General features: G+C 59.7%; 22 protein-coding genes and 1 tRNA gene. 10 read left to right on the top strand and 13 right to left on the bottom strand.

Annotated elements, in window-relative coordinates:
- Window positions 1-123: 123 nt before the first annotated feature.
- Window positions 124-918 (bottom strand): hypothetical protein, encoded by a 795-nt coding sequence (locus J2045_RS09865; RefSeq protein ID WP_307372181.1) that lies wholly within the window; start codon window positions 916-918, stop codon window positions 124-126.
- 360 nt (window positions 919-1,278) lie between these two features.
- Here J2045_RS09865 and J2045_RS09860 point away from each other — a divergent pair, with 360 nt between their 5' ends.
- A complete protein-coding gene (locus J2045_RS09860; protein WP_307372178.1) occupies window positions 1,279-1,560 on the top strand; it encodes a hypothetical protein in 282 nt (93 codons plus the stop codon).
- Window positions 1,561-1,640: 80 nt separating this feature from the next.
- Here J2045_RS09860 and J2045_RS09855 read toward each other — a convergent pair whose 3' ends face one another.
- Window positions 1,641-2,084 carry a hypothetical protein gene (locus J2045_RS09855; protein WP_307372174.1) on the bottom strand — a complete coding sequence of 148 codons (444 nt, stop codon included), beginning with the start codon at window positions 2,082-2,084 and terminating at the stop codon, window positions 1,641-1,643.
- A 581-nt stretch (window positions 2,085-2,665) separates the two neighbouring features.
- Between J2045_RS09855 and J2045_RS09850 the strand changes: the two genes are divergently transcribed.
- A complete protein-coding gene (locus J2045_RS09850) occupies window positions 2,666-3,697 on the top strand; it encodes a DUF4238 domain-containing protein (RefSeq protein ID WP_307372173.1) in 1,032 nt (343 codons plus the stop codon).
- A gap of 1,040 nt (window positions 3,698-4,737) precedes the next feature.
- On the opposite strand, the gene J2045_RS09845 is transcribed toward J2045_RS09850, so the two are convergent.
- The 4 genes from J2045_RS09845 to J2045_RS09830 all read right to left on the bottom strand — a co-directional run bounded on the left by J2045_RS09845 (window position 4,738) and on the right by J2045_RS09830 (window position 7,363).
- Window positions 4,738-5,885 (bottom strand): IS3 family transposase gene (locus tag J2045_RS09845; protein ID WP_307372171.1). Its coding sequence is split into 2 segments (ribosomal slippage): window positions 4,738-5,639 and window positions 5,639-5,885, totalling 1,149 coding nucleotides; the frame shifts between segments, so codons are not numbered across the junction.
- 153 nt (window positions 5,886-6,038) lie between these two features.
- Complete coding sequence (locus tag J2045_RS09840; RefSeq protein WP_307372169.1) at window positions 6,039-6,314, bottom strand: hypothetical protein; 276 nt, start codon at window positions 6,312-6,314, stop codon at window positions 6,039-6,041.
- Window positions 6,315-6,584: 270 nt separating this feature from the next.
- On the bottom strand, window positions 6,585-6,869 hold the full coding sequence (locus J2045_RS09835) for a hypothetical protein (protein WP_307372167.1): 285 nt from the start codon (window positions 6,867-6,869) through the stop codon (window positions 6,585-6,587).
- 320 nt (window positions 6,870-7,189) lie between these two features.
- Window positions 7,190-7,363, bottom strand: coding sequence for a hypothetical protein (locus J2045_RS09830; protein WP_307372164.1), 174 nt, complete (start codon window positions 7,361-7,363; stop codon window positions 7,190-7,192).
- Window positions 7,364-7,697: 334 nt separating this feature from the next.
- Between J2045_RS09830 and J2045_RS09825 the strand changes: the two genes are divergently transcribed.
- Both J2045_RS09825 and J2045_RS09820 read left to right on the top strand, forming a co-directional pair.
- Window positions 7,698-7,886 (top strand): hypothetical protein, encoded by a 189-nt coding sequence (locus J2045_RS09825; protein WP_307372162.1) that lies wholly within the window; start codon window positions 7,698-7,700, stop codon window positions 7,884-7,886.
- A gap of 77 nt (window positions 7,887-7,963) precedes the next feature.
- Window positions 7,964-9,016, top strand: coding sequence for a type I restriction endonuclease (locus J2045_RS09820; protein WP_268161412.1), 1,053 nt, complete (start codon window positions 7,964-7,966; stop codon window positions 9,014-9,016).
- A gap of 15 nt (window positions 9,017-9,031) precedes the next feature.
- Here J2045_RS09820 and J2045_RS09815 read toward each other — a convergent pair whose 3' ends face one another.
- The 4 genes from J2045_RS09815 to wrbA all read right to left on the bottom strand — a co-directional run bounded on the left by J2045_RS09815 (window position 9,032) and on the right by wrbA (window position 11,966).
- Window positions 9,032-10,672, bottom strand: coding sequence for a site-specific integrase (locus J2045_RS09815; RefSeq protein ID WP_307372158.1), 1,641 nt, complete (start codon window positions 10,670-10,672; stop codon window positions 9,032-9,034).
- Between the two features lie 95 nt (window positions 10,673-10,767).
- A tRNA-Leu gene (locus tag J2045_RS09810) sits at window positions 10,768-10,853 on the bottom strand.
- A gap of 81 nt (window positions 10,854-10,934) precedes the next feature.
- Complete coding sequence (locus J2045_RS09805; protein WP_166599523.1) at window positions 10,935-11,198, bottom strand: PilZ domain-containing protein; 264 nt, start codon at window positions 11,196-11,198, stop codon at window positions 10,935-10,937.
- Between the two features lie 171 nt (window positions 11,199-11,369).
- The gene (wrbA, locus tag J2045_RS09800; RefSeq protein WP_307372157.1) at window positions 11,370-11,966 is read right to left on the bottom strand and encodes an NAD(P)H:quinone oxidoreductase; all 597 of its coding nucleotides are present in this window, start codon (window positions 11,964-11,966) and stop codon (window positions 11,370-11,372) included.
- Between the two features lie 206 nt (window positions 11,967-12,172).
- Between wrbA and J2045_RS09795 the strand changes: the two genes are divergently transcribed.
- The 5 genes from J2045_RS09795 to J2045_RS09775 all read left to right on the top strand — a co-directional run bounded on the left by J2045_RS09795 (window position 12,173) and on the right by J2045_RS09775 (window position 17,313).
- The gene (locus tag J2045_RS09795; RefSeq protein WP_307372155.1) at window positions 12,173-12,958 is read left to right on the top strand and encodes a competence/damage-inducible protein A; all 786 of its coding nucleotides are present in this window, start codon (window positions 12,173-12,175) and stop codon (window positions 12,956-12,958) included.
- Window positions 12,959-13,061: 103 nt separating this feature from the next.
- Window positions 13,062-13,904: a universal stress protein gene (locus J2045_RS09790; RefSeq protein WP_307372153.1), complete on the top strand. Its 843-nt coding sequence runs from the start codon at window positions 13,062-13,064 to the stop codon at window positions 13,902-13,904.
- A 224-nt stretch (window positions 13,905-14,128) separates the two neighbouring features.
- Window positions 14,129-14,626, top strand: a complete 498-nt coding sequence (gpt, locus tag J2045_RS09785; protein ID WP_166599527.1) for a xanthine phosphoribosyltransferase — start codon at window positions 14,129-14,131, stop codon at window positions 14,624-14,626.
- Window positions 14,627-14,883: 257 nt separating this feature from the next.
- On the top strand, window positions 14,884-16,659 hold the full coding sequence (locus J2045_RS09780) for a methyl-accepting chemotaxis protein (RefSeq protein WP_307372151.1): 1,776 nt from the start codon (window positions 14,884-14,886) through the stop codon (window positions 16,657-16,659).
- 75 nt (window positions 16,660-16,734) lie between these two features.
- A complete protein-coding gene (locus tag J2045_RS09775) occupies window positions 16,735-17,313 on the top strand; it encodes a hypothetical protein (protein ID WP_166599529.1) in 579 nt (192 codons plus the stop codon).
- A gap of 252 nt (window positions 17,314-17,565) precedes the next feature.
- On the opposite strand, the gene J2045_RS09770 is transcribed toward J2045_RS09775, so the two are convergent.
- The 3 genes from J2045_RS09770 to J2045_RS09760 form a co-directional block, all read right to left on the bottom strand.
- Complete coding sequence (locus J2045_RS09770) at window positions 17,566-18,195, bottom strand: NAD-dependent epimerase/dehydratase family protein (RefSeq protein ID WP_307372148.1); 630 nt, start codon at window positions 18,193-18,195, stop codon at window positions 17,566-17,568.
- Window positions 18,196-18,357: 162 nt separating this feature from the next.
- Window positions 18,358-20,271 (bottom strand): methyl-accepting chemotaxis protein, encoded by a 1,914-nt coding sequence (locus J2045_RS09765; RefSeq protein WP_307372146.1) that lies wholly within the window; start codon window positions 20,269-20,271, stop codon window positions 18,358-18,360.
- Window positions 20,272-20,364: 93 nt separating this feature from the next.
- Complete coding sequence (locus tag J2045_RS09760) at window positions 20,365-20,616, bottom strand: hypothetical protein (protein WP_166599532.1); 252 nt, start codon at window positions 20,614-20,616, stop codon at window positions 20,365-20,367.
- A gap of 477 nt (window positions 20,617-21,093) precedes the next feature.
- On the opposite strand from J2045_RS09760, the gene J2045_RS09755 reads away from it, so the two are divergent.
- Entirely contained in the window at window positions 21,094-24,876 is a 3,783-nt protein-coding gene (locus J2045_RS09755; RefSeq protein WP_307372142.1) for a vitamin B12-dependent ribonucleotide reductase, read from the top strand.
- The last annotated feature ends 136 nt before the right edge of the window (window positions 24,877-25,012 follow it).

The following is a 25,012-nucleotide window of genomic DNA, read 5'->3' as shown; positions in this document are numbered from 1 at the left end:
TGAGGGTCAAAAGGCTCTTAGACCTTGTGACACCATCAGTGCCAAAACGCAATACCCACTTGTGTGACACTGTCAGGAGACGTTTTCAGGTGAGTCACTAGAGCCTGCCCTTGTGGGACTGGATCAAAGACCGAACAAGCCGCGTAACCAGTTCCATGAAACACGGAAGTAGGGTCGAAGGTCTATCCACGGCCCCTCATTTTGCTCCTGCTTCAGGGTGATGCTAACGATCTCTCCGTTCATCAGCAGGGTAATGTCCCGGACATTTTCCCACTGGAGAAACGTCGCCTCAGAGAAGCGGGCGATTACTTTTGCATCCCGACAACTGTTTTCAAGGCAGACTATCTCACGGACAATCTTCCGCTCTGCGAGAATACCGTTGGACGTGCTGAGATATGCGACGCTGGCGACGTAAGCGCAAAGGATGGCCATGTTCGCCGCTAATCGTGTCGCAGCATCAATAGTGCCCTCCTTGAACGTGTCGTTCACGTAGTCCCACAAGGCAAAAGCCATCGCCAGCGTAAGAGGGGCAGCAACGCCATTGAACAACCGCGCACTCAGGAACAGGTACGCGAGAAACAAGAGGAGAAGCGCATAAACGAATTGAAACCGGAGGAAGCTGAGTTGACCACGCGCCCCATCACGGCGTGGCATTGGAGACAGCAAATCTAGCGCCGGGACCAGAATGCGAAGCAATTGTGCAGTAGCGAACGCAAGGACCAACCAAGGGCTTACCTTAAGTGCGCTCCGTGCAATGTCCGTCGCAGTCAGATAGCCGAAGGTGTGCCAGCCGATGGCAGCGCAGGTTCCAGTCAGGAAGCTGACGCCCAGCAAAAGGCTTGCGGATACCCCCACTGTGGAAACGTCCCTCGCCATCCCCAACCAGCTTGTAGTCGCCGTGTCTGTGTGCGTTTCCATTGTTGCCCTCACGCGCATTCTACGACTGAGACCATCGGATACCAGCCCGATCCAGCGCAAGAGCGAGCTTGACGCTATCACACAATTAAATGGAGGCATGGCAAGGATATCGAAAGGATCGCCGCCGGGCCGGGCCACGGGGGAAACCGCGCGCTTCTGATCAGAGATATCCCCTCGAATATGTGCTACCCAAAAAACATCCGGGGGTGATCCTACCGCAGCCCCTCCAGCCCCTCGTAACGCATTGCGCAACGCCTTCCGTTCTGGGTCGGTGCAATGTTGAGGTGACAGCCAAGACCCACGGCAATCCTGGTCAGCACTTCGGATGTCCGTCGCCTACGTCAAGGCCAAGGCGAAGGCATGGGCGGCAACACCGCGTCTGCCCATGTCGCAGAACAGCAGCGGCAAGGAGCACCGTCCATCGCCAACGCCAAGGATCGCGCGGCGGCTGCGGGTGCGAACTACGCGACGGCGGGGAAACACACCCAGATCACAGCGCAGAACGATATCGCCCGACAGCAGGTTTCTCCGCTGACACACCTAACGAACATCGCAACGTCGGGGATTAACAACGACGGGGCCTTGGGCTCCTTCGGGAAGACCGGCGGCACCGCGACGAAGGCAACGGGGCACTACGGGTGAACCTTGAGGGGGCGGGTGGAAACACTCGCTCCTACTTTTGATTTCATTCGAAGGCCGAGATGGCTGCAAGATGGCGCAAGCTACAACGTGTCTCCGGCGCGGTCTGGGCGCCGCCAGTAAACCAGGACGCGATTTATGCGGTTTATGGCCCGAGCGGCTATCCATAAGCCGATAATTAGCACAACGACCGTTGATAGACGAATAGTGAAAAGACCGGAGGCATTTATTAAAAGTACTTCTCTTTGAAGTTCTGATGAATAAATCAATAATTCACCGAAATTCCAGAAAGCTGAATCAGCAAAAAACAGAACATTCATCAGAACAATGTCGCGCAATGTGACAAGATATAGAAGCGAAACATTTTCATAATAACTTTTTATCTCTATGATGCTTTTATTTTGATTCCTGATGTACCTTTCTGCCGAAAATAAATTCCGAAAAATTAAAATTATTATCGCAGCGATTGCTGTTGCGAGCAGCGATCCGGCAATGCCAATGGTAAGATTTTTCCAGACTTCTGCCATTCACATCCACCCCCAATGAACACGCAATAATCCTCCTTAGTATAGAGGTGAGATGTGTGCAACTTTCGGGTAGCTGATCATTTTGGACGCGCGCATTGGGTGGTTAGGAAGTTGTCTTCAAACGCACCGGAAGTGGCTTTGTCGGATCGTCCGCGGGTACGGGTAGGCTTCACTTTTTCGCCCGACTTCTTCTGGTCGCTGCCGCTGGCACCCGACGTGGTTTTCTTTGTCACCCCCTATGCGGTGGTCGCGGAGAAGATTCGCCGCATTGGCGAGAAGGCGCTTGTCCATGAAGTCAATGCTGCCGGTGTGGGACAAGCGGGCCGATATGTCTTTTCGACGGTAGAACACAGCGCAGATGGGTGGCTCTCGAAGAGAATGGGCAGCGCGCGGCAAGCAAGGAGCGCGGCGATTGAGGCCGTCCGTCCTCGCCTACCTAACTCATGTACAAGGCCCTAGACAGCCTCCCTCAAAAAGGCTAGAAATCCGGCTTTCTGGAGGCCTACGGTCAGGTTCAAATCTCTCTAGTTCTTCCTCTTTGACACTGGCACCGCTTCGACCGGCAGATTAAGATGCTCGCTATGCAGGCAGCCAACAAGCATCACTACCTCCCCGTCTTTTACTTGAAGCAGTGGGCACTTCAGCCCGGAGGAAGGGTCGTCGAGTTCAGCCGGCCATTCGGGCCAGAGGTCAAACCGCGTCGTGTGCATCCAAGTGGTACGGGCTATGTGAATCGGCTTTACGCTTCAGAGGTTGCGGAGGTGGGCGCATGGGAAATGGAAAGGGATTTCTTCTCTCCAGTTGATAGCCGTGCTGCTGACGCGATGCGCCGGCTGATCTCTGGAGCAGTTCTCTCGGACGCTGAGCGTCAGGCGTGGGCGACGTTCGTGGTCTCGCTGCTTTGCAGAATGCCCGAGGACGTTCCCTTGGTTAAGGAAATGCGGAAGCAAGTGATCCTCATGTTCGCGCCAGCCTTTCGGAGGGCGTACGACGCTTCCAGACCTGCAGAGGAAACCCGCACTTTCGATCAGTTGACGTCCGAAGTAATGGAGACCGCACCTGACAGGGCACTCCGCACCCTCGAAAAGATTATCACCAACGAGCGACTGATCGACATCCTCTGCAGGATGAAATGGGCAGTGACGCCGCTTTCAAGCGGGAACGAGCTGCTCACTTCTGATCGCCCAGCTACCTACACGAAGGTGCTGAATGCCGACGAGAGTCACTTCGTGCTGCCGATCGGTCCAGAGCATCTTTTCATAGCTGCCAACAATTCCGGCATGCTGAAGCGAATTGCAGCCATGCCGAAGCTCGGCACTATGGCTAACCAGAAGGCCGTGGAGCAGGCCAGCAAGCTGGTCTATGGCTCCTCTGAGCGACAACTACGTTTCGTGCAGAACCGCATGGGCAGAGACAAGGAACCGCAACTCATGCGGCGGCTCCTCGCACTGCAAGCTGCACAAGCCCCGGCGTATCTTGAGGTCATGGAAAGCATCCCACTGGATAGCTTCCTAGAAGATCAGCTCGACGCTAAAGCAGCCTTATCACGAAGTGCTGCGAGCAGCTTTCCGACGAAGGCATGCCCCTCGTCTGTGAGGAACAGCTGGGTGTAACGGGCGTCCATGGGATTTCGCCGCTGAACAACGAAGTTAAGCCCCGGCTTGCCGTGCCTGTCGATAGCCGTGAGTGCTGTCACATTTCGCGAGACCCCTCCTTGGCTGATGTCCATCAAGCGACGGAGTTCGTGCTGCCCGATCCCCTGCCTCATGGCGATGAGCATGAACAAGGATGCCAATTGCAATTCCATATCAGGCTTCATGTCTCGCAGTACCTCGACAAATCGGAAGATGCGGAACAGCTCCGACGTCAGGCGGCTCGTGGATTTGTCTTGGTAGTGCAATGCGTTTTTCTCCAGTTTCCTCATCGTTTTCAGCAACTTATCCGATCGTCAAGAGTCCCTGACGAGGTGCTTTTCGTTGTGATGGGGGGCACCGGGGGATTGTGGGTTTCGTTATATCTGATCTGCCCTCTCGGATTTTTTCCCCGAATATTTCGGGCAGCCGTATGCCTTTCGACACGGTCCATTGGACGGTCTCCTTCAGTGTGTGTGGTGTTGGTTGGATAGTGAGACCCCCAGCGGAGGCTGGGAGCCTATGGCGTGGTTCAGTTCAGTCCTTCAGTTCCCTTTGGGGGAGACCGGAAGCCAGTCAGTTGAAGAACTATTGGGCAGCGAGAACGCGCTGTCCGGATAGAACCTGGGTCAGGCTTCTGAAGCCAGACGCTGAGCAATCATCACCACTGATCGCCGTGGTGAGCGGCATCGCTGATGATGGTCTTGATATCCATCGCGGGTTTTCCTGCCGTGTTGTGGTGATGAGGGTTGATGGGGACGGGACGAAAAACCCTCCCGTCGATCTTGCGAAAGACGAGAGGGCTTCAGGGTCACCACACCCACGAGGAGCGAGGCCGTCCCTTGAACAGGACAGCCAGAACCGCACTCTCAGCAGTGGAGTGTCTAAGTCAGACTGTGCGGGGATTGGGTGGTGGGGATGGTCGCGAGAAGGACCATGGGGCGACCATTAAGGTTTAACCTGAAGGTCTGGTTATGGGAGACATAGAGGTTTGGCCTGCTGCCGGTTTTTCGGACACCGAGTTAGGCTAATCCCACCTTGTTTTCAAATTCCATAGGGCTGAGGTAGCCCAGTGTCGAATGGCGACGCTTTGGATTGTAGAAGCGCTCGATGTAATCGAACACGTCCGCCTTTGCATCGTCCCGGGTCCTGTAGACCTGGCGAGCTGTCCTTTCCGTTTTGAGTGATGAGAAGAAGCTTTCCATCGCGGCATTGTCCCAGACATTGCCGGATCGGCTCATCGAGCATGTGATGCCGTGATCGGCCATGAGACGCTGGAACTGCTCGCTTGTGTATTGGCTACCCTGGTCAGAATGGTGGAGGAGCGCATCCGGCTTGCCTCTGCGCCAGATGGCCATGATCAACGCATCTGTAACGAGCTGGGCTGTCATGTTGGTGTTCATCGACCAGCCAACAACACGTCGCGAGAACAGGTCGATGACGACGGCCACATAGAGCCAGCCCTCAGCCGTCCATAGATAGGTAAAATCGGCCACCCACTTCTGGTTCGGTCTTGCTGCCGCGAACTGTCGGTCTAGCACATTCGGCATGATGACCGGGCGCTCACCGTCGTCTTTCGGCAAGCCACGCCGTCTCGGCCTTGCTCTCAATGCATTGTCGCGCATGAGACGCTCGACGCGATGCAGACCACAGGAGAGGCCTTCGGCGAGGAGGTCGTGCCAGACACGCCGTGCGCCGTAGGTGCGGTCGCTATCCTTGAAGCTGTCCTTGATCTTGTCGAGCAGAGCCTCGTCATACCGGGCATGCTGGCTCGGAGAGCGGTTTAACCAGGCATGAAAGCCGGAACGCGATACACCCAGCGCTTCGCAGAGCCATGCCACCGGCCAGATCGAACGGTGCTTTGCAATGAACGCGAACTTCATATCACGTCCTTCGCAAAGTAGGCGGCGGCCTTTTTTAAGATGTCACGCTCCGCCTTCAGCTTGGCCACTTCTTTCCGAAGCCTCTCGATCTCAAGCTGCTCAGGCTTCATCTGTCCCTGACCAGGAAACGCCTGTGCTGGGTCCGAACCATATTCCCTGACCCACTTGCGCAGGACATTCTCATGAACATCCAGATCGCGGGATGCCTGCGCAACGCCGACCCCACGCTCTCGAACCAATCTCACCGCCTCAAGCTTGTACTCGCGGCTGAACTTCCTTCGTTGCATTCATGCACTCCAGTTTCATTGGAAGCACCTTAACTCGGTGTCCAAGAAACCGGCAGCAGGCCACACAACCCAAAGCCTCCCCCTCGGTTTTCTGTCTTAAATGGGCCACTACGATACAGACTGTGCCTCTCATAACTTGCTGCTTTAGTTCCTTCAGACCAACTGAACAGGCAGTACGGACATGATGGCGGCCGCTCTCAACTCAGCGTCATTCATGGAGGAATTGCCCCGCTTCAATTCAACTTTACGCTTGCGGTAAGCTCGATAAATTCGCCGCGCTTCCGGCGTGTCAGTGGATTTTGCCAACGCTATTACGGCGTCAGCATTGAGAACTGTTGTCGTCTCACCCACGAGATCAATTACTCTCGCTTCTGGGCGCAAGTTCATATCGGCAGCAAGGGAAATTACGTTTTCTCGGTACGCGGTCATGGTTTATCCTTTGCGCCCATCCGGCGCACTGAGTTGAGGTTCTAGGTTGATGCAGTTGCGTGTTGCCTCCGGTCAAATGACGGGATGCGAACTGTGTTTGCTTAAGTGGGGGGTAATTGAACCTGCAGAGTTCCGGACTGAACAGTTTGCGAATTGACGCAGTTTAACGGACACCGGAACGAGCCAAACCGTCCGGTATCAACTCATCCCCGCACAATAGGGATGTCAGGAGAGCCCCGTACATCTCGTCCGTTTTAATCGGGCGCGATATCAATCGTGGGAAATGCCGTATGCCAGTTCCAGCATGATGACAATCGCATCCTTTCCGGCCTCAGCACGGCTCATCTGACGGCCATATGCGAGGAGGTCGCCCTGAATTTTGAGGTAGTCCTCAAGTACGCGGTTTGCGTTTGGATGCCCCGTGGACACAATAGAATTGATAACCTCGTCCGCATTGAAGAGGCGAGTTTCCTCGTCATGATCGCGGCGGTGAAATTCGACGTATTCTGGACGAAGCGTTACGAGTGTGTCGTTGACGGCGTAGGTGTTTGACATGCGTGGTGAACCTATGAAGTTTGGGTGACGGTGCCGGCATTCGCAGTGAGCGAGCCGATGGGTTTGCTTAAGTGAGTGGTAATTATCTAGAGTTGCAGCTCAGCGCCACCACACCCATAAATCCGGCGACTTCGGTCGCGTCCAGCGATCCACGATCCGGGCTCGGTGGACAGAGGGGGTGTCGATGGTTTGTTTCAATGCCCGTCGCGCACCCCTCAGGGTGGCCGCAAAGCTCTGTCGGTCAACAACAGGGCAGAGAGCATCCCAAAGCGCGAAGCCCCTCTACGGTCGTCTGTGAGTCGAAGAGGGGCTATCCAGCATCACACGGTGGGTTGCTTCTCCAGCACCCAGCTCCCCCACGAGCCATCGGCCCGTTCAAAGCTGAAGTTGCGGTCATACACGAACTGGTACGAACCAGCGTTGACATAAATTGCCCTGGGGAGGCGTGAAGCGATTTCTAAGGTGAAGCCGCGAACGGCGAATGAGAACTGCATTGCTGTTTCCTGAAGCGTGTCTGCGAACCGTTCTGGCCCGAACAGCACCCTTAGACTCCAACTGGCTTCCGACGGTCAACGGATTTTTATCAGCAAAATCAGATATTTGTACTTACGCGTGAATTCCTCGTTGGTTCTCAGGCCGTGTGGAGGGCTGCGCTTGCGGCTGAAATTTCAGCATCAAGCCGATCCCTCACCTCCCGCTGGAGGATTTCCATGGCACGGAGGACGACCGAGTAGCCATCCACGAGAATCGTGGTCTCGCGCTTGGGGAGATTGAAGCACTCGCGCTCCTCACCTTGGCGTCGATGTAACGGGCTGAAAACTCAGCCGGTTGGGTATCGAGGCCGACGAGCATCTGCCGAACATCAGCGAGTACGATCTCGTCTTCCTTCTCGTCAGCTATGCGATTTGGCGGCTGGACATGGTGAGGACGGAGGGGGGCGGTGATGGTGGTGATGAGTTCATTCCAATGTTCCTGACAAGCGCCCAATCGGGCCGCGTTTGTGGTTTGCTTAAGTGAGGGGTAATCCCCCTTCCGAGCAGTTGACGCAGGACCAGCACTGGGCAACCATACACCAATAACGTGAGGCGAGCCTGATGAGCACACTAGAAGAGAGTCTTCGCGCCATATCGGAGCGCGTAAAATCCCATTCCAGCACCATGGCGACCGAAGAAGCGGTGAAGACCGCAGTGGTCCTGCCGTTCTTACGCTCGTTGGGCTACGACGTATTCGACCCTTCGGAGGTCGTCCCTGAGTTTACCGCTGATGCGGTCGGTAAGAAGGGGGAGAAAGTCGATTATGCGATCAAGATTGACGGGGAGATTCGCATCCTGATCGAGTGCAAACCGATCTCGGTGACACTGGAGAAGAAGCACCTCGACCAGCTCTATCGCTACTTCAGCGTCACGAATGCCAAGTTTGCGATCCTGACGAACGGGCGCACATTCAATTTCTACACGGACCTCGACGCGCCAAACAAACTGGACACGCGCCCATTCTTCATCTTCGACATAGCTGACTTCAACACGGGCATCCTCAGCGAGCTGAAGAAATTTGAGAAGGCCGCGTTCGATGTGAATGCGATATTGGCGACAGCGGAGCGGCTGAAGTACACGTCTGGCGTGAAGCAGGTCATTTCCAAACTCGTGGAGGAGCCGACAGAGGACTTCGTGCGCCTCGTCTCGGCAAGCGTCTACGAAGGCCGAATGACCGCGCAAGTGCGTGAGATGTTCACCGGGGTGGTCAGAGCGGCTTTCCGAGAGGTCATTATGGACACCGTGAAGAGCCGGCTATCCAGCGCGTTGGCTGACACCGAGGAAGTCATCGAGAAGATAGATGTCCCGGTTGAAGAGGAACCAGATGTCGTCACGACCGAGGAAGAGCGTGAAGGCTACATGATCGTGAAGGCCATCGTGCGGGACACAATCGCTCCCAAGCGTGTCGTGATGAGGGACCAGAAGTCCTATTGCGGCATCCTCATTGACAACAACAATCGCAAGCCCCTCGCCCGTCTTTGGTTCAACCGATCGGTCAAATACATCGGACTTTTCGATGGCGAGAACGAGGAGCGCGTTATCGTTGACAGCCTCGACCAGATTTATGACTTCACTGATCGGTTGAGGGCGACAGCGAAGAAGTACGCGGACTGACGGCAAGGTTGGCTGTCAGGCCGTTTCATCTGCATGAGGGTCAACACTGTCTCTGTCGAGAACATAGCGGGGGAACTTCTTCAGCTCTTCCGACATGTCCTCCAGCGTGGGAGTTTCATAGATGTCGCCCACGTCATCCGACTCGTGCCCACAGAACGCGAACCTGAAGCGCTTCTCCATCCCGTGTCGTGCCGCCATTCGCTTGAAGGTGTGACGCCATGCGTGGTTAGGGCTGATGTCCCGATCGTCAATTTTCACGCTGTTGCGCACCCATTCAGCCAACTTGTTGCGAGCGATGACATACGGCTCACGTACTGGCTTTGTCGGGTCGTCGCTCGCAGCCCTCTTTTCCTTGGGATCGTAGAAAAGCGGCCCCTCGCCGGCGGATCGAGCGAACTCAAGGAAACCCATTTCGATCAGATGCTCATGGATCGGCACCTTCCGGTAGGACGCACCCTTTACCGTGCCGTCTTCGGGCGTGATGTCGATAATCCAGATCGCTCCCTCGCGACGGACACTGGTCCCTCTGAGCTGCGTCATCTCTCCCGGTCGCGATCCTGTATAGGCACACAACCACGGCACCCAGCGACGTGCAGCGGCTTTTTGCGCCTTCAGACGTCCGGTTGCAGGCTCAAGTGATGCCGCCAAAATCTTCTTCCACTCTTCATCGGTGAAGGCCCTCTCCCGACGTTTCACCTTCTTGGCGGTGGCTACACGAACGCCAGCAAACGGGTTCTCGCTGATCTTCCGGTTCTCCTTGAGCCAATTGAAGATGGTGACCGCTGCCGTGATCCAGATGTCATTGGCCACCTGTCCAGACCGCTTCTCGGTGACCAAAGTGTCCTTCCACTTCACCGCATCGTCAGCGGTGATAGTGGCAACATCGCGCCTGTCGAAATGGGTATTCAGTCCGAGGAAGACGCTTCTCCAGCGGTCCACCGTTGCCGGTGCCGGCTGACGCTCCTTCACCCACGCTTCAAACGCCTGCCAGCAATCCAGACCAGCTAGCTTCTGCCCTCTGGTTGGCGTGTGGGCCGATGCCAGGGCGAAACGTGGCAGCCTCTCGTCAGGCGAAAAGTCTCCTCCAGCGCGACGACGAAGCAGACCGAAGGCAGCCGGCAATTCCAGTTCAAGGACATCAAGGAAGGTACTGCGTGTGTCGCTGTCCAGTTTTTGAGTATGCTCTGCGAGGAACGTCTCCACCTTCCCCATCTCGACGAGCTTCGCGTGAATGTGTCGTTTCGCTGCGGCACCGAGCGTCTCGCGATCATCGCCGGGAAGGCCGATGTTGAAGCGGTCATAGACAGCCGTCAGCATCTCGTCACGGGAGTCCCAGTTCTCCGGTTCACCCGGTTCGTCACTGTGCTGGTCAATGAACCACGCATACCACTGCCCTGCGAGTGCGCTGATTTGCCGTGGTGTCAGACGGATTTCGCTGTCAGCCGCCTTCGCCCTGAGCGCTTCGATCCTGCTGGTGATGTCAGCATCCCAATCCCTGAAGTCGGCCTTGGCATGTCCCTGAGGCAGAGATGACGATCGACGGAAGCGCTCCTCTTGTCGAACTCCATAGGCTGCCTGATAGGCGTCACGGACATCAGCGGGAATCGCTTTTCTGGCGAACCAATCCCCGTTTGTGGCTTTACTCAACGTCGTCATCTGAACCATGCTTTGTAGCGCCCTTTGTAGCGATGGGCGTCTGAAAAGCTCTGATATCAATCAACAATCTGAAACTACAAGAGATTTCTTTGTAGTGGTGCGGACGGCGGGGATCGAACCCGCATGACCTAAGGCCGAGAGATTTTAAGTCTCTTGCGTCTACCAGTTTCGCCACGTCCGCGCGGGCTCTGTTTCGGTCAGTTCGGCGGACGCGTCAAGGGCGGGGGGCTCACCATATGGCCTGCCCCGTGTCATCGATCACTCAACTTGCCAGTGCGTCGAGGAATTCCACGCCGATCTCGCGGGGGTTACGCCATTTGACGGCGCAGTCATGCGTCGTGCCGTCCTCGAAGCGCAGGCGGAACTCAGGGGGAATGTCGGCAGTCGATTCGAAGGTCACCTTGGCGCCGACGGGCGACAGGTTGCGAACCATGCAATCGAAGGTGGACTTGCCGCCAGGCAAAATGACCCGGCCGGCTTTCAGTGCCCGCAGACGGGGCTGGCGACGGCGTTCTGGCTGGTTCATGTCATCCACTCGGTTATACTGCACAACCAAAAGCATGCATCACAGCATTGAACAGACCATTGCGGAACCCATTCGCATTTTAACGATCACGCCCCCATTGCGGCGTATCGCGCCGAAAAAAGGCGGAGCTTCAAGCCCCGCCTCTCGTTTTCTGTCTTTTCTGCGCCGGGATCAGGCGAGCTTGGCAGCGAGCTTTGCCACATGGGCGCCCTGGAACTTCGCGGCTTCCAGCTCGATTTCCGAAGGCTGGCGCGAGCCGTCGCCATCGGTGATCGTGGAGGCGCCGTAGGGCGAGCCGCCCTTGACCTGCTCGACACCCATCTGGCCCTGGAAGGCGTAAGGCAGGCCGGCATAGACCATGCCGTGATGCAAGAAGGTCGGGATGAAGCCCATGATCGTGGTTTCCTGGCCGCCATGCTGGGTCGCGGTCGAGGTGAACATCGAGCCGAGCTTGCCGGTCAGCTTGCCCTGCGCCCAGAGGCCGCCGGTCTGATCCCAGAAGTTGCGCATCTGCGAGGCGACCGTGCCGTAACGGGTGCCGGCGCCGACGATGATCGCGTCATACTGGTCGAGTTCCGACGGAGAAGCGATCTCGGCCTTCTGGTCCATCTTGTAGTAGGATGCCTTGGCGACATCGTCGGGAACCAGTTCGGGCACGCGCTTGACGGTGACGTCGGCGCCAGCCGACTTTGCGCCTTCGGCCACGGCATAGGCCATGGTCTCGATGTGACCGTAAGCCGAATAATAGAGAACCAGAACCTTGGCCATGACGTATCTCCTTCAGGGGTGCGGACAGGCCGCGTTGATCGATGGGCGAGATGTATCTCAAAACCGCTTCCAGCATTAGTCATACCGAAAAGAACGCAGTGTTCAATCATTCGACCCCTTGGCTTCTCATAGGCGTCACGATTCGCTAGATCGATGCGCGCCATCTCCTTCCTCTCCGACAGCCACCCGACACACAGGACAGTCCCATGACCACCACGATCAAGACGGCCGCCATGCTCGCCATCGGCGACGAACTCCTGTCGGGCCGCACCAAGGACAAGAATATCGGCCACCTCGCCGATCTGATGACGGTTGCCGGCATCGACCTCAAGGAAGTGCGCATCGTCGCCGACGAGGAGGATGCGATCGTCGAGGCGCTGAACGCGCTGCGCCGCCGCTACGACTATGTCTTCACCTCCGGGGGGATAGGGCCGACCCATGATGACATCACCGCCGACGCCATCTCCAAGGCTTTCGGCGTGCCCTGCCTGCATGATACCGCCGCCATGAAGCTGCTTGGCGACATGTATGCCGGCCGCGGGCTCGAATTCACCGAGGCGCGCCAGCGGATGGCCCGCATGCCCGAAGGCAGCCGCCACATCCCCAATCCGGTCTCCACCGCACCCGGCTTCATCATCGGCAATGTGCATGTGATGGCCGGCGTCCCGCAGGTTTTCCAGGCGATGATGGCGCATGTGGTCTCGACCCTGCCGGCCGGCCAGCGCGTGCTGTCGCGCTCCATCGCCTGCCCCTTCGGCGAAGGCGATATCGGCACGGCGCTCGGTGCGATCCAGAAGGCCCATCCTCTGACCTCGATCGGCTCCTATCCGCACTTCGACGGCACCCGCTTCTCGACCGAACTGATCGTCCGGGCCCGTGACCAGGCGGTGGTCGATGCTGCGGCGGCCGATGTCGAGGCGATGATCGAGACGATCCGCACGGAAAAGAATGCCGCCCTCACCCGCGATCTCGGCACCGGGGAAGTCGCCTGAGTTCCGGTGGTTCCGATTTGACCGAGGTCAAGGCGGAACCCGGATATGGGTCCCATAGTTAACCTCAGCGGACGATGGATAAGGGCCGCAAGAGGAGACGACCATGGGCTACAGGACACTTCTTGCCATATTGGACACACCGAAGACCACGCGCCAGGTGACGGATTTCGCCGTCGCGCTCGCCAACCAGTATCAGGCGCATGTGATCGGCGCCCATGCCGAGGCGATCGCCATGGTGCCGATCGTCGCGCCGATGGAGATCCCCGACCCCGCGACCGTGCAGGCATTGCAGGACATGGCGCACCAGGAGACCGAAAGCGTGGAGAAGATCTTCCGCGAGATCGGAACCCGCGAGGGCCTGTCGCATGAGTGGCGCAGTTTCGTCACCTCGAGCGGCTTCAACTCGGCCGCCCTGATCGACAGCGCCCGCTGCAGCGATCTCGTCATTGCTGCACAGGGCGAGAGCGGCTTTCTCTCCGAGACCAAGGCCGAGCTGGAAAGCTTCCTGTTCGAAAGCGGTCGCCCCGTGCTCATTATCCCCCATGTTTTGACCGCGCCCAGGCCAATCCGCCGGGTGCTGATCGCATGGAACGGCTCCCGGGAGGCGGCGCGCGCCACCTTCGACGCGCTTCCCTTCCTGAAGGCGGCCGAGGAGGTCGAGGTCTTTTCGGTGGATCCGGAGAATACGCCGACGCAGTCGCCCGAAACTGCGGGGGCCGAGATTGCGGCCGCCCTTGCCCGGCACGGCATCAAGGTCACGGTCACCTCCTCGCAGAAGACCGGACTTGACCCGGCCATGGCGATCGAAAACCGCCTGTCGGACAGTTCCATCGATCTCCTGGTCATGGGCGCCTATGGCAACAAGCGCTGGTGGGAAATGCTGTTCGGCGGCGTCACCCGCACCCTGCTCGATTCCATGACGGCACTGACGCTTCTGTCGCGCTGAACCGGCGGGCAACCGGGTGGAAACACGGGCCTTGCCAGAGCCTTCGGATTCCCGCTAATAGCAACGGCCAAAGACTGGAGCCCTTCGGGGACGGGTTTCGCGCGGTATCTGCCGCGCGAAACGCGTTTGAGGACCGCAGAACGGCGGCCCGCCTCGGAAGATCCGGTCGACGGCGCCGCAATCCGGCGCGGACAATATCATCCAGCCAGCGGAGCCCTCTTCCCATGTCTCTTCCCGATAAAGCCTTTCCCGTCTCCTGGGATCAGTTCCACCGCGACGCACGGGCGCTGGCCTGGCGCCTTGCCGGTCTCGGCCAGGACTTCCGCGCCATTGTCTGCATCACCCGCGGCGGTCTCGTACCGGCTGCAATCATCTCGCGTGAGCTCAACATCCGCCTGATCGAGACGGTCTGCATCGCCTCCTACCATGACTACGTGAACCAGGGCGAAATGAACCTGTTGAAGGGGATCACGCCCGAACTGATGGTCAATGGCGGCGAAGGCGTGCTCGTGGTCGACGACCTGACCGACACCGGCAAGACCGCGCTTGAAGTCCGCCAGATGATGCCGAAGGCGCATTTCGCCTGCGTCTATGCCAAGCCGAAGGGCGTTCCGACCATCGACACTTTCGTGACCGAGGTCTCACAGGACACCTGGATCTACTTCCCCTGGGACATGGGCTTCACCTATCAGGAGCCAATCGCCAAGGGCTCGAAGGGCTGACAGCCAATCATCGCCGAACATTTGCAGCCCGCCTCTTCGCCGAGGCGGGTTTTTTCGTTGGGCAGGCACCCTCGCGCCCAGGGTTGGCACAAAAGCGTGCACTCCCGTCGATTTAGATATCCAAACTTTAGCATGCATTAATTTTCGAGTATTAAAAATAACCACTGACGCTCGGGAATCGCCCGATGTCGCGGAGGTTTCCCCACCGGGAGATGACTCCATTGCTTTGAATGCCGCGATGGGAGGTCGCATAGCTTATGTTGCGTTTGCTCAATTCTTTCTCCCTTACCATGAAGCTGGCGACGCTGATCGTCGGCATCAACCTCCTGGGTATCATCGGCCTGTCCAGCTATAGCTGGATCAGCCAGCGCGACACGATGCTCACGCTCGCCGAGGCCAGTTGGGGCAAGGATTCCACCCAGTTCGCCAGCCTCGCCGCCGGCGGCGTGAAATGGGGCAAGGCAGAAGCGGTCGCCGAAACCTACAAGCTCTATCGTGACGACCCTGCCCTCGACCTCGTCCAGTTCGCAGCGCTCAACGCCGATCTGAAGGTTGTCGACACCTGGCGACGCGAGGGCATTCAAGGTCTGGCCGGCGACGAGGCGATCCTGGCGGCTCTTAGGGCGGCGCCATCGAACCAGGTGCTCGACATCAGCCAGCTCTCGTCAGGGGTCGTGTCCTTCGTGACCCCACTCCCGCTCGACAAGAACGGCAAGGCCCAGGGCTATGTCTTCACCACGTGGTCGGCCCAACAGGTGCTCGCCACGGCACGCAACAATGCACTTGTGTCCCTTGCCATCCAGGGCGCGGTCATCGCCTTCGCCGTCACCGCCTTCCTGATCGCCATGCGCCGGATGGTGGGGCGTCCACTCGGCCTGATCAGCGGCCGCATCAGCGCCCTGCAGAAGGGCGACATGGATACGCCGGTGCTGTTCCAGGACAAGGGCGACGAAGTTGGCTTCCTGGCCCGCGCGCTCGAACAGTTCCGCCTCGACGCCATCGAAACGACCGCGCAGCGCCAGCGTGCCGAACAGCAGCAGCTCAGCCTGGACCAGGAACGCGCCCGCAATGCAGCGATGAGCGAGGAGGCGGCCGAAACGCAACGACGCATCATCGACCGTGTCGGCGCGGCCCTTTCGCTGCTCGCCGGCGGCCAGCTCGCCACACGGCTCAACGACCTCGGTCCGGATTTCGAGCAGTTGCGCGTCGATTTCAATGCGATGGTCGACAGCGTCTCCGACGCGATCAGCTCGATCAAGACCGCCTCCGTTGCCGTTGAGAACGGAGCGGGCGAACTGGCCGGCCAGGCCGAGCAACTCGCCAAGCGCACCGAACAGCAGGCGGCGTCGCTTGAGGAGACCGCCGCCGCGCTCGACCAGGTGGCCGCCACGGTCAAGACCTCCTCCAACAGCGCCGATCACGCCGGTCGCATGGTCGGCGAAGCGAAGACGGAAGCCCGCGAATCCGCCGAGGTTGTCCGCCGTGCAATCGGCGCCATGGACCGCATCCAGTCCTCGTCGTCGCAGATCGGCCAGATCATCACGGTGATCGACGAAATCGCCTTCCAGACCAACCTGCTCGCACTGAATGCGGGTGTCGAGGCGGCTCGCGCCGGTGAAGCCGGCAAGGGCTTTGCCGTCGTTGCCCAGGAGGTGCGCGAGCTCGCCCAGCGCTCGGCCAATGCGGCCAAGGAGATCAAGCAGCTTGTCGCCACCTCGAATGCTGAGGTCGCCGGCGGGGTCAACCTCGTCAACGAGACCGGCGCCGCCCTGCTGAAGATCGAGGATCGCATCGGCAATATTGCCGAGACCATCGTGGCGATCGCCGCCTCCTACCGCGAACAGTCGTCCGGCCTGCAGGAGATCAACCACGCGATCAACGACATGGACCAGGCGACCCAGCGCAATGCGGCGATGGTCGAGGAGACCTCCGCCGCCTGCCACGACCTGCTCGGCCAAAGCCGCCTGCTGCAGGAGGCCGCCGGCCGGTTCACGCTTGCCGCCTCCGACCCGCGCGGCTCGAAGGCGGCCTGAGACACCATCACCTCCCAAGGGGACCCGGGGGAGTTCTGGGGGCCCGACTTCATCAACACGAGAGGAGACATTTCGATGAAGAGCATTTTGAAAAGCATTCTCGTCCTCGGCAGCCTGACGGCCACGGCAGGTTTCGCCGCAGCCGAGGAAGCCCATGTCGCACCGGTCACAGCCTTCGTGCAGGAAAAGGTCATTCCCTGGCTCAGCGATCCCGTCGTCATCGCCGCGATCAAGGCGCAGAACGAAAAGAACGCCGGGCTGTCCCAGGCCGATGTCGACGCGCTCGACCAGACCTGGCGGGCCGAGGTGGAATCTGCCGACAAGCCGATGATCGATGCAGTTCTCGGCAACGAGCTGTCGAAATTCCTGCAGCAGAAGCAGGGCGAAGCGGAGGGAACGATCGCCGAGGTCTTCGTGATGGATGCCAAGGGGCTCAATGTCGGCCAGAGCGACGTCACCTCCGACTACTGGCAGGGTGACGAGGACAAGTTCAGCAAGAGCTTCGGCGTTGGCAAGGACGCCATCTTCGTCGACGAAGCGGAAAAGGATGAATCCACCCAGGCCCTGCAATCGCAGGCCTCAGTCACGATCAGTGACGAGAGCGGCGCACCGATCGGCGCCATCACCATCGGGGTCAATCTGGACGCCCTTTAAGCAGCATGGTTAGACTGACCGCATGGCAGGCAGGCCGCCCCTCGGGGCGGCCTTTTTGCATCGAACATCCTTGAACCGGGCAGGACGTCAGACCGGAAGGCGGCCGTGGGTGACGGTCAACAGCACCTCGTTGCCGTCCGACCGCAGATCGGAGCACATTTTAGCGCTCTCGGCACTGATCGCGACATCGGCCGTCACCTTCCGCGCAGCCGCAACAATGGAAACCCAGGCCGGCGTTGCCGGTGCCTTCCGCTACATCAGGTCCTGCGACGGCACCACAGTCACGCCCGGCGCCGCAGAGATTGCGGCCTCAAGCATGGCGCGGGCGATAGCCGCCGGTGGGTTCGCCTGTAGCGACAGCGGCAGGATCGGCTTCAACACCGAAAGCACCCTGCCCGCCCATTGCTCCATGGGGCGGGGCTCGGGACGCGGCCCATCGATCAGGCCAGGTCGAACCAGCACGGTGCGCTCGAAACCGAGTGCCAGGATATCCCGCTCCGTCTCCCCCTTCACCCGGCTGTAGAAGAAGAGCGAGTTCACATCTGCCCCCTTCGCCGAGTTGAGAACAAAGGTCTTTGCACCGGCAGCCTTCGCAAGTCTGGCGATCTCGAGCGGATAGTCGTGGTCGACGCGATGGAAGCGGTCGCGCGATCCGGCCGCTCTCAGCGTTGTGCCGAGTGCGCAGATCACCGCATCGGCGATCCACATCGACGGATCCTCGGGAAGCTGGTCGAAATCCAAGATCGGCGCTGACAGGCCCGGTCGTGACGGCAGCGGGCGACGGGTTGGAGCAATCACCGCAGTCACACGGGGATCGGCGAGCGCCAGGTCAAGGACACGACTGCCGACAAGTCCGGTGGCGCCCAACAACAACAGATGCATGATCCCGTGCTCCTTAATCTGAACGGCTGGCTCCCATCGGCCGGCTCCCGCGCAATGCGACGTCAATGTCCGGCCACACTGCCCGTTCCCTGTCGCAAACGCAAAAGGCGCCGCATCGCTGCGGCGCCCTGTCTGTTGACCGGTTTCCCGGATCCTTTTGGTTCAGGCTGCGGTGCGATAGCGTGCAGAACCCGTCGTCGAGGCTCCACCTTCCAGCTTGAAGCGGGCGAGCTGCGCCTGCAGCTGGCGAGCCTCGCCGGCGAGTACCTGGCTGGCTGCCGTCGTCTCCTCCACCATGGCGGCGTTCTGCTGGGTCATCTGGTCCATGTGGTTGACCGAGGTGTTGATCTCGCCAAGCGCTGCCGACTGTTCTTCGGCGGCACGGGCAATCGTCACGACGTGGTCGTTGACGCGGTTGACCAGCGATTCGATCTCCTTCAGCGCCTCGCCGGTCGACAGAACCAGCGACACGCCACCCTTCACCTCGTCGGCCGAGGTATTGATCAGGGTCTTGATCTCCTTGGCGGCATTTGCCGAACGCTGGGCCAGTTCACGCACTTCCTGGGCGACGACGGCGAAGCCACGACCGGCTTCACCGGCACGCGCTGCCTCGACACCGGCGTTCAGTGCGAGAAGGTTGGTCTGGAAGGCGATTTCGTCGATGACCGAGATGATCTGGCTGATCTTCTGCGAGGACTGCTCGATGCGGCCCATGGCGTCGATCGCGTTGCGAACGATGTCGCCCGACTTGCCGGCGCTCGACTTGGTCTCGTCGACCATGTGCGAGGCTTCCTTGGCGCGCTGGGTCGAGGTCTTCACCGTGGTGGTGATTTCCTCGAGCGCTGCTGCGGTCTCTTCCAGCGAAGCGGCCTGCTGCTCGGTGCGGCGGGCGAGCTGATTGGCAGCCGACGACAGTTCGCCGGAATTGCCGGTGATGGTGCCGGCGGCAGTCAGGATGTTCTGCATGGTCTGGCGCAGAACGGCCATGGTCTGGTTGACGTTGCCCTGGAGTTCGGCAAACGCGCCCTGGAACTGACCCTGCATCTCGTGGGTCAGGTCGGCATCGGCAAGAGCCGCGATCACGCGACGGACTTCGGTCACGCCGCGATCGACGCTTTCGACCAGTTCGTTGACCGAGGCTGCGAAGCGCTGCAGGTCGGCGTCGTCATAGGTCTTGGAGATACGCTTGGAGAAGTCACCGGCAGCAGCGGCCGCAACAATGCCGCTGATCGAGGTCTGCAGGTCGCGGCTCTGGGCATGCAGAGCGGCCTCCTGGGCCTCCATGGCACGCATCTGCTCTTCATTGGTGCGGAAGACTTCCAGCGCACGGGCCATCTCGCCGATTTCGTCCTTGCGGTCGGTGCCGGGGATGGCGCTGCCGAGCTTGCCGGATGCCATTTCGGACATGATCGAGGTGAGGCTGCGGATCGGGTTGACGATGCCGCGGCGGGCCAGCAGGAAGCTTATGGCCACACCGGCGAGAATGCACACGGCGGCAGTCACGACCTGGACCAGCATGGTGAAGCCGGACGCGGCCAGCGCGTGTTCACGCGAGCCCTTGAGGCTCTCGGCCGACGAGGTCGAGTATTCCTTGACGACCGAGGTCACGACCTTCTGGGCTTCGAGCGCCTTGGCGAGCTCGGCCTTCATCACGGCCAGGTCCTGGCCCGCTGGGGTCGCGGCCACAGCCACCATGGCACGGATCTGGTTGAAATAGGCGTCGAGCGCGGTCTTGGTGCGGTCCAGGATCTGCGCTTCGGCCGGGCTCGCAGTGGTCGCGATCTTCGGCAGACGTGCCAGCATTTCGGCCGCGCGCTTGTCTGTCTCGGCAGCGAAGTCGGCCGCCTTTTCCGGTGCCAGCGCCAGCTGGTAAGTCATGCGGGAAATCGCGATGATGTCGACGCGCAGGTCCATGGCCTCGCGGGCGACCTCTTCACGCGCACCGGTGTCCTTCAGCGCTGCGCCAAGTGACGAGAGGCCGTTGGCACCGACTGCGGCAATTGCGGCAGCCGCAACGCCCATCAGAACGACGACGAGGCTGACCTTCTTCAATATCGAGAGATTGGCAATATTCATGAGAGGATACTCCATACGACCCACCGTCCTGGCGGGCGGCCGAGGCTGGCCGGGCATGGAGTTCATTCCACACAGATACCCAATAGTTATACGTCACAGGTTTCTATTTCGTTGATGCGAAATAGAGGAAAAAGACATGTCCGATCGGCGCATCGCCCCCTTGCCGCGGCCGCCTGTCAAGCCCCGATCCGCTGCCGTCGTCCCCAGCTTTTTGACCGTGCGATGCAGGATGGTCACACGCCCGTCGAAAACCGGGAGGATACTGGGGTTTTCGCGCCATTCCGGCACGAAGTTTTTTTGCTGCGGGCGCGGATGCCTTGTGCCATTGACCGTGGCTGACGTCACGTTGTCCGAGAAAGTCCTTTGGTTCCCGTGACTTCGCTCTTTTGCCCGTTATCCACAACCGGCAGCCACAACATATAGCGTTAACATTTCCTTCACAGACCACCCCTTGACGGAATCAGTGGGGACGATGTTAATGGACCCTGTTGCGGCGGCGACTGGACCGGGCATTAACGAGGCCGGGTTTCATCAAACATTGTAGCGGCTTTCTTCGAGGTGGAACGGCGTTCTGAGGACGCCCTCCGCGCCAGGAAATTTGTGCGATTTTTGACCGCCGGGCGGGGGTTTCAGATCTGGCGGCAATAAACTGTTAGTACTATATTTAGTGTTTGCAGCCACCATCTCTACCATATACAGGGTGCCCATCTCCGGATGAATCACCTGACGGACGAACAAGTGGGCGGCTGCGCGGTTGGACGCATAGCCGAACGAAATTTTTTGCGCCGGTTTTCGGCGCCCTAGATCGAGGGACACAGGCAGATGCGCATTGAACGTCGCTTCACCAAACCGGGACAGTCCGCTTATGCGGAAATCGAGTTCCGCAAGGCCATCAGCGAGATCAAGAACCCCGACGGCTCAATCGTATTTCGTCTTGCCGACATCGACGTGCCCGCTCAGTTCAGCCAGGTGGCGGCGGACATTCTCGCCCAGAAGTATTTCCGCAAGGCCGGCGTGCCGAAGGTGCTGAAGAAGGTTGAGGAGAACGATGTTCCTTCCTTCCTCTGGCGCTCGGTTGCCGACGAGAAGGCACTTGCCTCGCTTCCTGAAAACGAGCGCTACGGCTCGGAAACCGATGCTCGCCAGGTCTTCGATCGCCTGGCCGGCACCTGGGCCTATTGGGGCTGGAAGGGCAAGTATTTCTCCTCCGAAGAAGACGCTGCCGCCTTCAAGGACGAGCTTGCCTACATGCTCGCCACCCAGCGCGTCGCACCGAATTCCCCGCAGTGGTTCAACACCGGCCTGCATTGGGCCTATGGCATCGATGGCCCCGGCCAGGGCCATTTCTATGTCGACCCCTTCACCGGCAAGCTCGTCAAGTCCAAGTCGGCCTATGAGCACCCGCAGCCGCATGCCTGCTTCATCCAGTCCGTCGAAGACGATCTCGTCAACGAAGGCGGCATCATGGACCTCTGGGTCCGCGAAGCCCGTCTCTTCAAGTATGGCTCCGGCACCGGCTCCAACTTCTCCTATCTGCGCGGCGAAGGCGAAAAGCTTTCCGGCGGCGGTCGCTCGTCCGGCCTCATGTCCTTCCTGAAGATCGGTGACCGCGCAGCCGGCGCCATCAAGTCCGGTGGTACCACCCGTCGCGCGGCCAAGATGGTCGTCGTCGACATCGACCATCCAGATATCGAAGCCTATATCGACTGGAAGGTGAAGGAAGAGCAGAAGGTTGCCGCTCTCGTCACCGGCTCCAAGATCGTCGCCAAGCACCTGAAGGCGATCATGAAGGCCTGCGTCAACTGCGAGGCTGACAACGGCGCCTGCTTCGACCCGAACGAGAACCCTGCCCTCAAGCGCGAAATCAAGGCCGCGAAGAAGGACCAGGTTCCGGAAAACTACATCAAGCGCGTCATCCAGTTCGCTCAGCAGGGCTACAAGGATCTTGATTTCAAGACCTATGACACCGACTGGGATTCGGAAGCCTATCTGACCGTCTCCGGCCAGAACTCCAACAACTCGGTCTCGCTGAAGGACGACTTCCTGCGCGCCGTCGAGAATGATGGCGACTGGAACCTCACCGCCCGCAAGGACGGCAAGGTCATGAAGACGCTGAAGGCTCGCGACCTCTGGGACAAGATCTCCTATGCCGCCTGGGCATCGGCAGATCCTGGCCTGCACTTCAACACGACGATGAACGACTGGCACACGTCGCCGGCAGCCGGCCCGATCCGCGCGTCGAACCCGTGCTCGGAATACATGTTCCTCGACGACACGGCCTGCAACCTGGCATCGCTCAACCTGCTCCGCTTCAAGGATCAGAAGACCAAGAACATCGACATCGCCGACTACGAACATGCCGTTCGTCTGTGGACGGTCGTGCTCGAAGTCTCGGTCATGATGGCGCAGTTCCCGTCGCGCCAGATTGCCGAACGCTCGTACGAATACCGCACGCTCGGCCTCGGCTATGCCAATATCGGCGGCCTCTTGATGTCCTCGGGCATCCCGTATGATAGCGCCGAAGGCCGTGCCATCGCCGGTGCGCTCACCGCCATCATGACCGGCGTCTCCTATGCGACGTCAGCCGAAATCGCCTCGGAACTCGGCCCCTTCCCGGGCTTTGCGCCGAACCGCGACAACATGCTGCGCGTCATCCGCAACCATCGCCGCGCAGCGCTCGGCCTGTCGGACGGTTATGAAGGCCTCTCCGTCAATCCCGTGCCGCTCGTCCATGCCGAATGCACGGATCCGGCGCTGATCGCCCATGCGACGGCTGCCTGGGACAAGGCGCTGGAACTCGGCGAAAAGCATGGCTACCGCAATGCTCAGGTCTCGGTCATCGCTCCAACAGGCACGATCGGTCTTGTCATGGACTGCGACACGACCGGCATCGAGCCCGACTTCGCACTCGTGAAGTTCAAGAAGCTTGCCGGTGGCGGTTACTTCAAGATCATCAATGCTGCCGTTCCGGAAGCGCTGCGCACGCTCGGCTATTCGGAAAGCCAGATCGCCGAGATCGACGCCTATGCCGTCGGCCATGGCAACCTGAATCAGGCGCCGGGCATCAATCCCTCGACGCTCAAGGCCAAGGGCTTCACCGACGAGAAGATCGAAGCCGTCAACGGCGCGCTGAAGGCTGCCTTCGACATCAAGTTCGTCTTCAACCAGTGGACGCTCGGCGCCGACTTCCTGAAGGACACCCTCAAGGTCTCCGACGAGCAGCTCGCCGACATGAGCTTCAACCTGCTCGACCACATGGGCTTCTCGAAGAAGGACATCGAGGCCGCCAACATCCACGTTTGCGGTGCAATGACGCTCGAAGGCGCCCCCTTCCTGAAGGCGGAACATCTGCCCGTCTTCGATTGCGCCAACCCGTGCGGCAAGATCGGCAAGCGTTATCTCTCGGTCGAATCCCACATCCGCATGATGGCGGCTGCCCAGCCGTTCATCTCAGGCGCGATCTCCAAGACGATCAACATGCCGAACGAAGCCACCGTCGAAGATTGCGGCTCCGCCTACATGCTGTCCTGGAAGCTGGCGCTGAAGGCGAATGCGCTTTACCGCGACGGCTCGAAGCTCTCCCAGCCGCTCAATGCCTCGCTGATCGAAGACGAGGATGACGAGGACGGCGTCGAGGAACTGCTGCAGCAGCCGATGGCTGCCCAGGCGGTCACCATCACGGAACGCATCGTCGAGCGCATCGTCGATCGTGTCGTGCGCGAGCAGGAAAAGCTGCCGACCCGCCGCAAGGGTTACACCCAGAAGGCCAAGATCGGTGGTCACACCATCTTCCTGCGCACCGGCGAATATGACGACGGCCGTCTCGGCGAAATCTTCCTTGACATGAACAAGGAAGGGTCTGCCCTTCGCGCCTTCATCAACAACTTCGCCATCTCCGTCTCGCTCGGCCTGCAATATGGCGTGCCGCTCGAGGAATATGTCGACGCCTTCACCTTCACCAAGTTCGAGCCGGCCGGCATGGTCACCGGCAACGACGCGATCAAGAATGCAACGTCGATCCTCGACTACGTCTTCCGCGAACTCGCGATCTCCTATCTCGGTCGCCACGACCTCGCGCATGTCGACACGTCGGACTTCTCGACCACGGCCCTCGGCCGCGGCATGAAGGAAGGCAAGGCCGACGTCGTCTCCAAGGGCCTGACCCGCGGTTACAAGCCGACGCTCGTCTCCAGCCACATGCCGGCAGCCACCAGCGCGGAGCCCAAGGGTGCTGCAACAGCCGCCCCCGCCAAGGCCTCCGCCACCGTCACCGCCTTCTCGTCTTCGGGCGCCACTGCCCGCAAGCTCGAAGTGACGACCGCAATCGCAACCTCTGAAGTCGTGTCCTTCAAGCGCGACTACGAGGAACGCGCCGTGGAACTGGCCGAGGAAATCGCCTCCGAAAGCGTCTTCACCGACGCTGCGGCGGAAGAGGCAGCTAGCGCCAAGGCCGACGCCAAGAAGCTCGAGGCGACCCGCCGCATGCGCTCGATTGCTCAGGGCTATACGGGCAACATGTGCTCGGAATGCCAGAACTTCACCATGGTGCGGAATGGCACTTGCGAGAAGTGCGATACGTGTGGCGCGACGAGCGGGTGCAGCTGAGGACCACAGGGATAAGTGGAGATTTCGATGTCCACTCGCCTGAGACTGTCGCGTCCAACCAAACGTGAGCGACCGCTCAACTAAAGCGGATTTTCCAGCCTAGTTGAGCGGCTCCTCTCGGGGCCAGTCGATCCCA

It is taken from the genome of Peteryoungia aggregata LMG 23059, assembly GCF_030814435.1.
In the GTDB taxonomy this organism is placed as follows: domain Bacteria; phylum Pseudomonadota; class Alphaproteobacteria; order Rhizobiales; family Rhizobiaceae; genus Allorhizobium; species Allorhizobium aggregatum.
The sequence above is the reverse complement of the archived record's forward strand: the minus strand, read 5'-3'. Positions and strand labels throughout refer to the sequence as shown.

Coding starts and splice junctions, on each gene's coding strand:
- J2045_RS09775 (WP_166599529.1), top strand. CDS start 16,735: ATGAAGAGCATTTTGAAAAGCATTCTCGTCCTCGGCAGCCTGACGGCC.
- J2045_RS09795 (WP_307372155.1), top strand. CDS start 12,173: ATGACCACCACGATCAAGACGGCCGCCATGCTCGCCATCGGCGACGAA.
- J2045_RS09780 (WP_307372151.1), top strand. CDS start 14,884: ATGTTGCGTTTGCTCAATTCTTTCTCCCTTACCATGAAGCTGGCGACG.
- J2045_RS09805 (WP_166599523.1), bottom strand. CDS start 11,198: ATGAACCAGCCAGAACGCCGTCGCCAGCCCCGTCTGCGGGCACTGAAA.
- J2045_RS09815 (WP_307372158.1), bottom strand. CDS start 10,672: ATGACGACGTTGAGTAAAGCCACAAACGGGGATTGGTTCGCCAGAAAA.
- J2045_RS09840 (WP_307372169.1), bottom strand. CDS start 6,314: ATGACCGCGTACCGAGAAAACGTAATTTCCCTTGCTGCCGATATGAAC.
- J2045_RS09770 (WP_307372148.1), bottom strand. CDS start 18,195: ATGCATCTGTTGTTGTTGGGCGCCACCGGACTTGTCGGCAGTCGTGTC.
- J2045_RS09835 (WP_307372167.1), bottom strand. CDS start 6,869: ATGTCAAACACCTACGCCGTCAACGACACACTCGTAACGCTTCGTCCA.
- J2045_RS09850 (WP_307372173.1), top strand. CDS start 2,666: ATGCAGGCAGCCAACAAGCATCACTACCTCCCCGTCTTTTACTTGAAG.
- J2045_RS09865 (WP_307372181.1), bottom strand. CDS start 918: ATGGAAACGCACACAGACACGGCGACTACAAGCTGGTTGGGGATGGCG.
- J2045_RS09830 (WP_307372164.1), bottom strand. CDS start 7,363: ATGCAGTTCTCATTCGCCGTTCGCGGCTTCACCTTAGAAATCGCTTCA.
- J2045_RS09755 (WP_307372142.1), top strand. CDS start 21,094: ATGCGCATTGAACGTCGCTTCACCAAACCGGGACAGTCCGCTTATGCG.
- gpt (WP_166599527.1), top strand. CDS start 14,129: ATGTCTCTTCCCGATAAAGCCTTTCCCGTCTCCTGGGATCAGTTCCAC.
- J2045_RS09855 (WP_307372174.1), bottom strand. CDS start 2,084: ATGGCAGAAGTCTGGAAAAATCTTACCATTGGCATTGCCGGATCGCTG.
- J2045_RS09790 (WP_307372153.1), top strand. CDS start 13,062: ATGGGCTACAGGACACTTCTTGCCATATTGGACACACCGAAGACCACG.
- J2045_RS09765 (WP_307372146.1), bottom strand. CDS start 20,271: ATGAATATTGCCAATCTCTCGATATTGAAGAAGGTCAGCCTCGTCGTC.
- wrbA (WP_307372157.1), bottom strand. CDS start 11,966: ATGGCCAAGGTTCTGGTTCTCTATTATTCGGCTTACGGTCACATCGAG.
- J2045_RS09860 (WP_307372178.1), top strand. CDS start 1,279: ATGGGCGGCAACACCGCGTCTGCCCATGTCGCAGAACAGCAGCGGCAA.
- J2045_RS09820 (WP_268161412.1), top strand. CDS start 7,964: ATGAGCACACTAGAAGAGAGTCTTCGCGCCATATCGGAGCGCGTAAAA.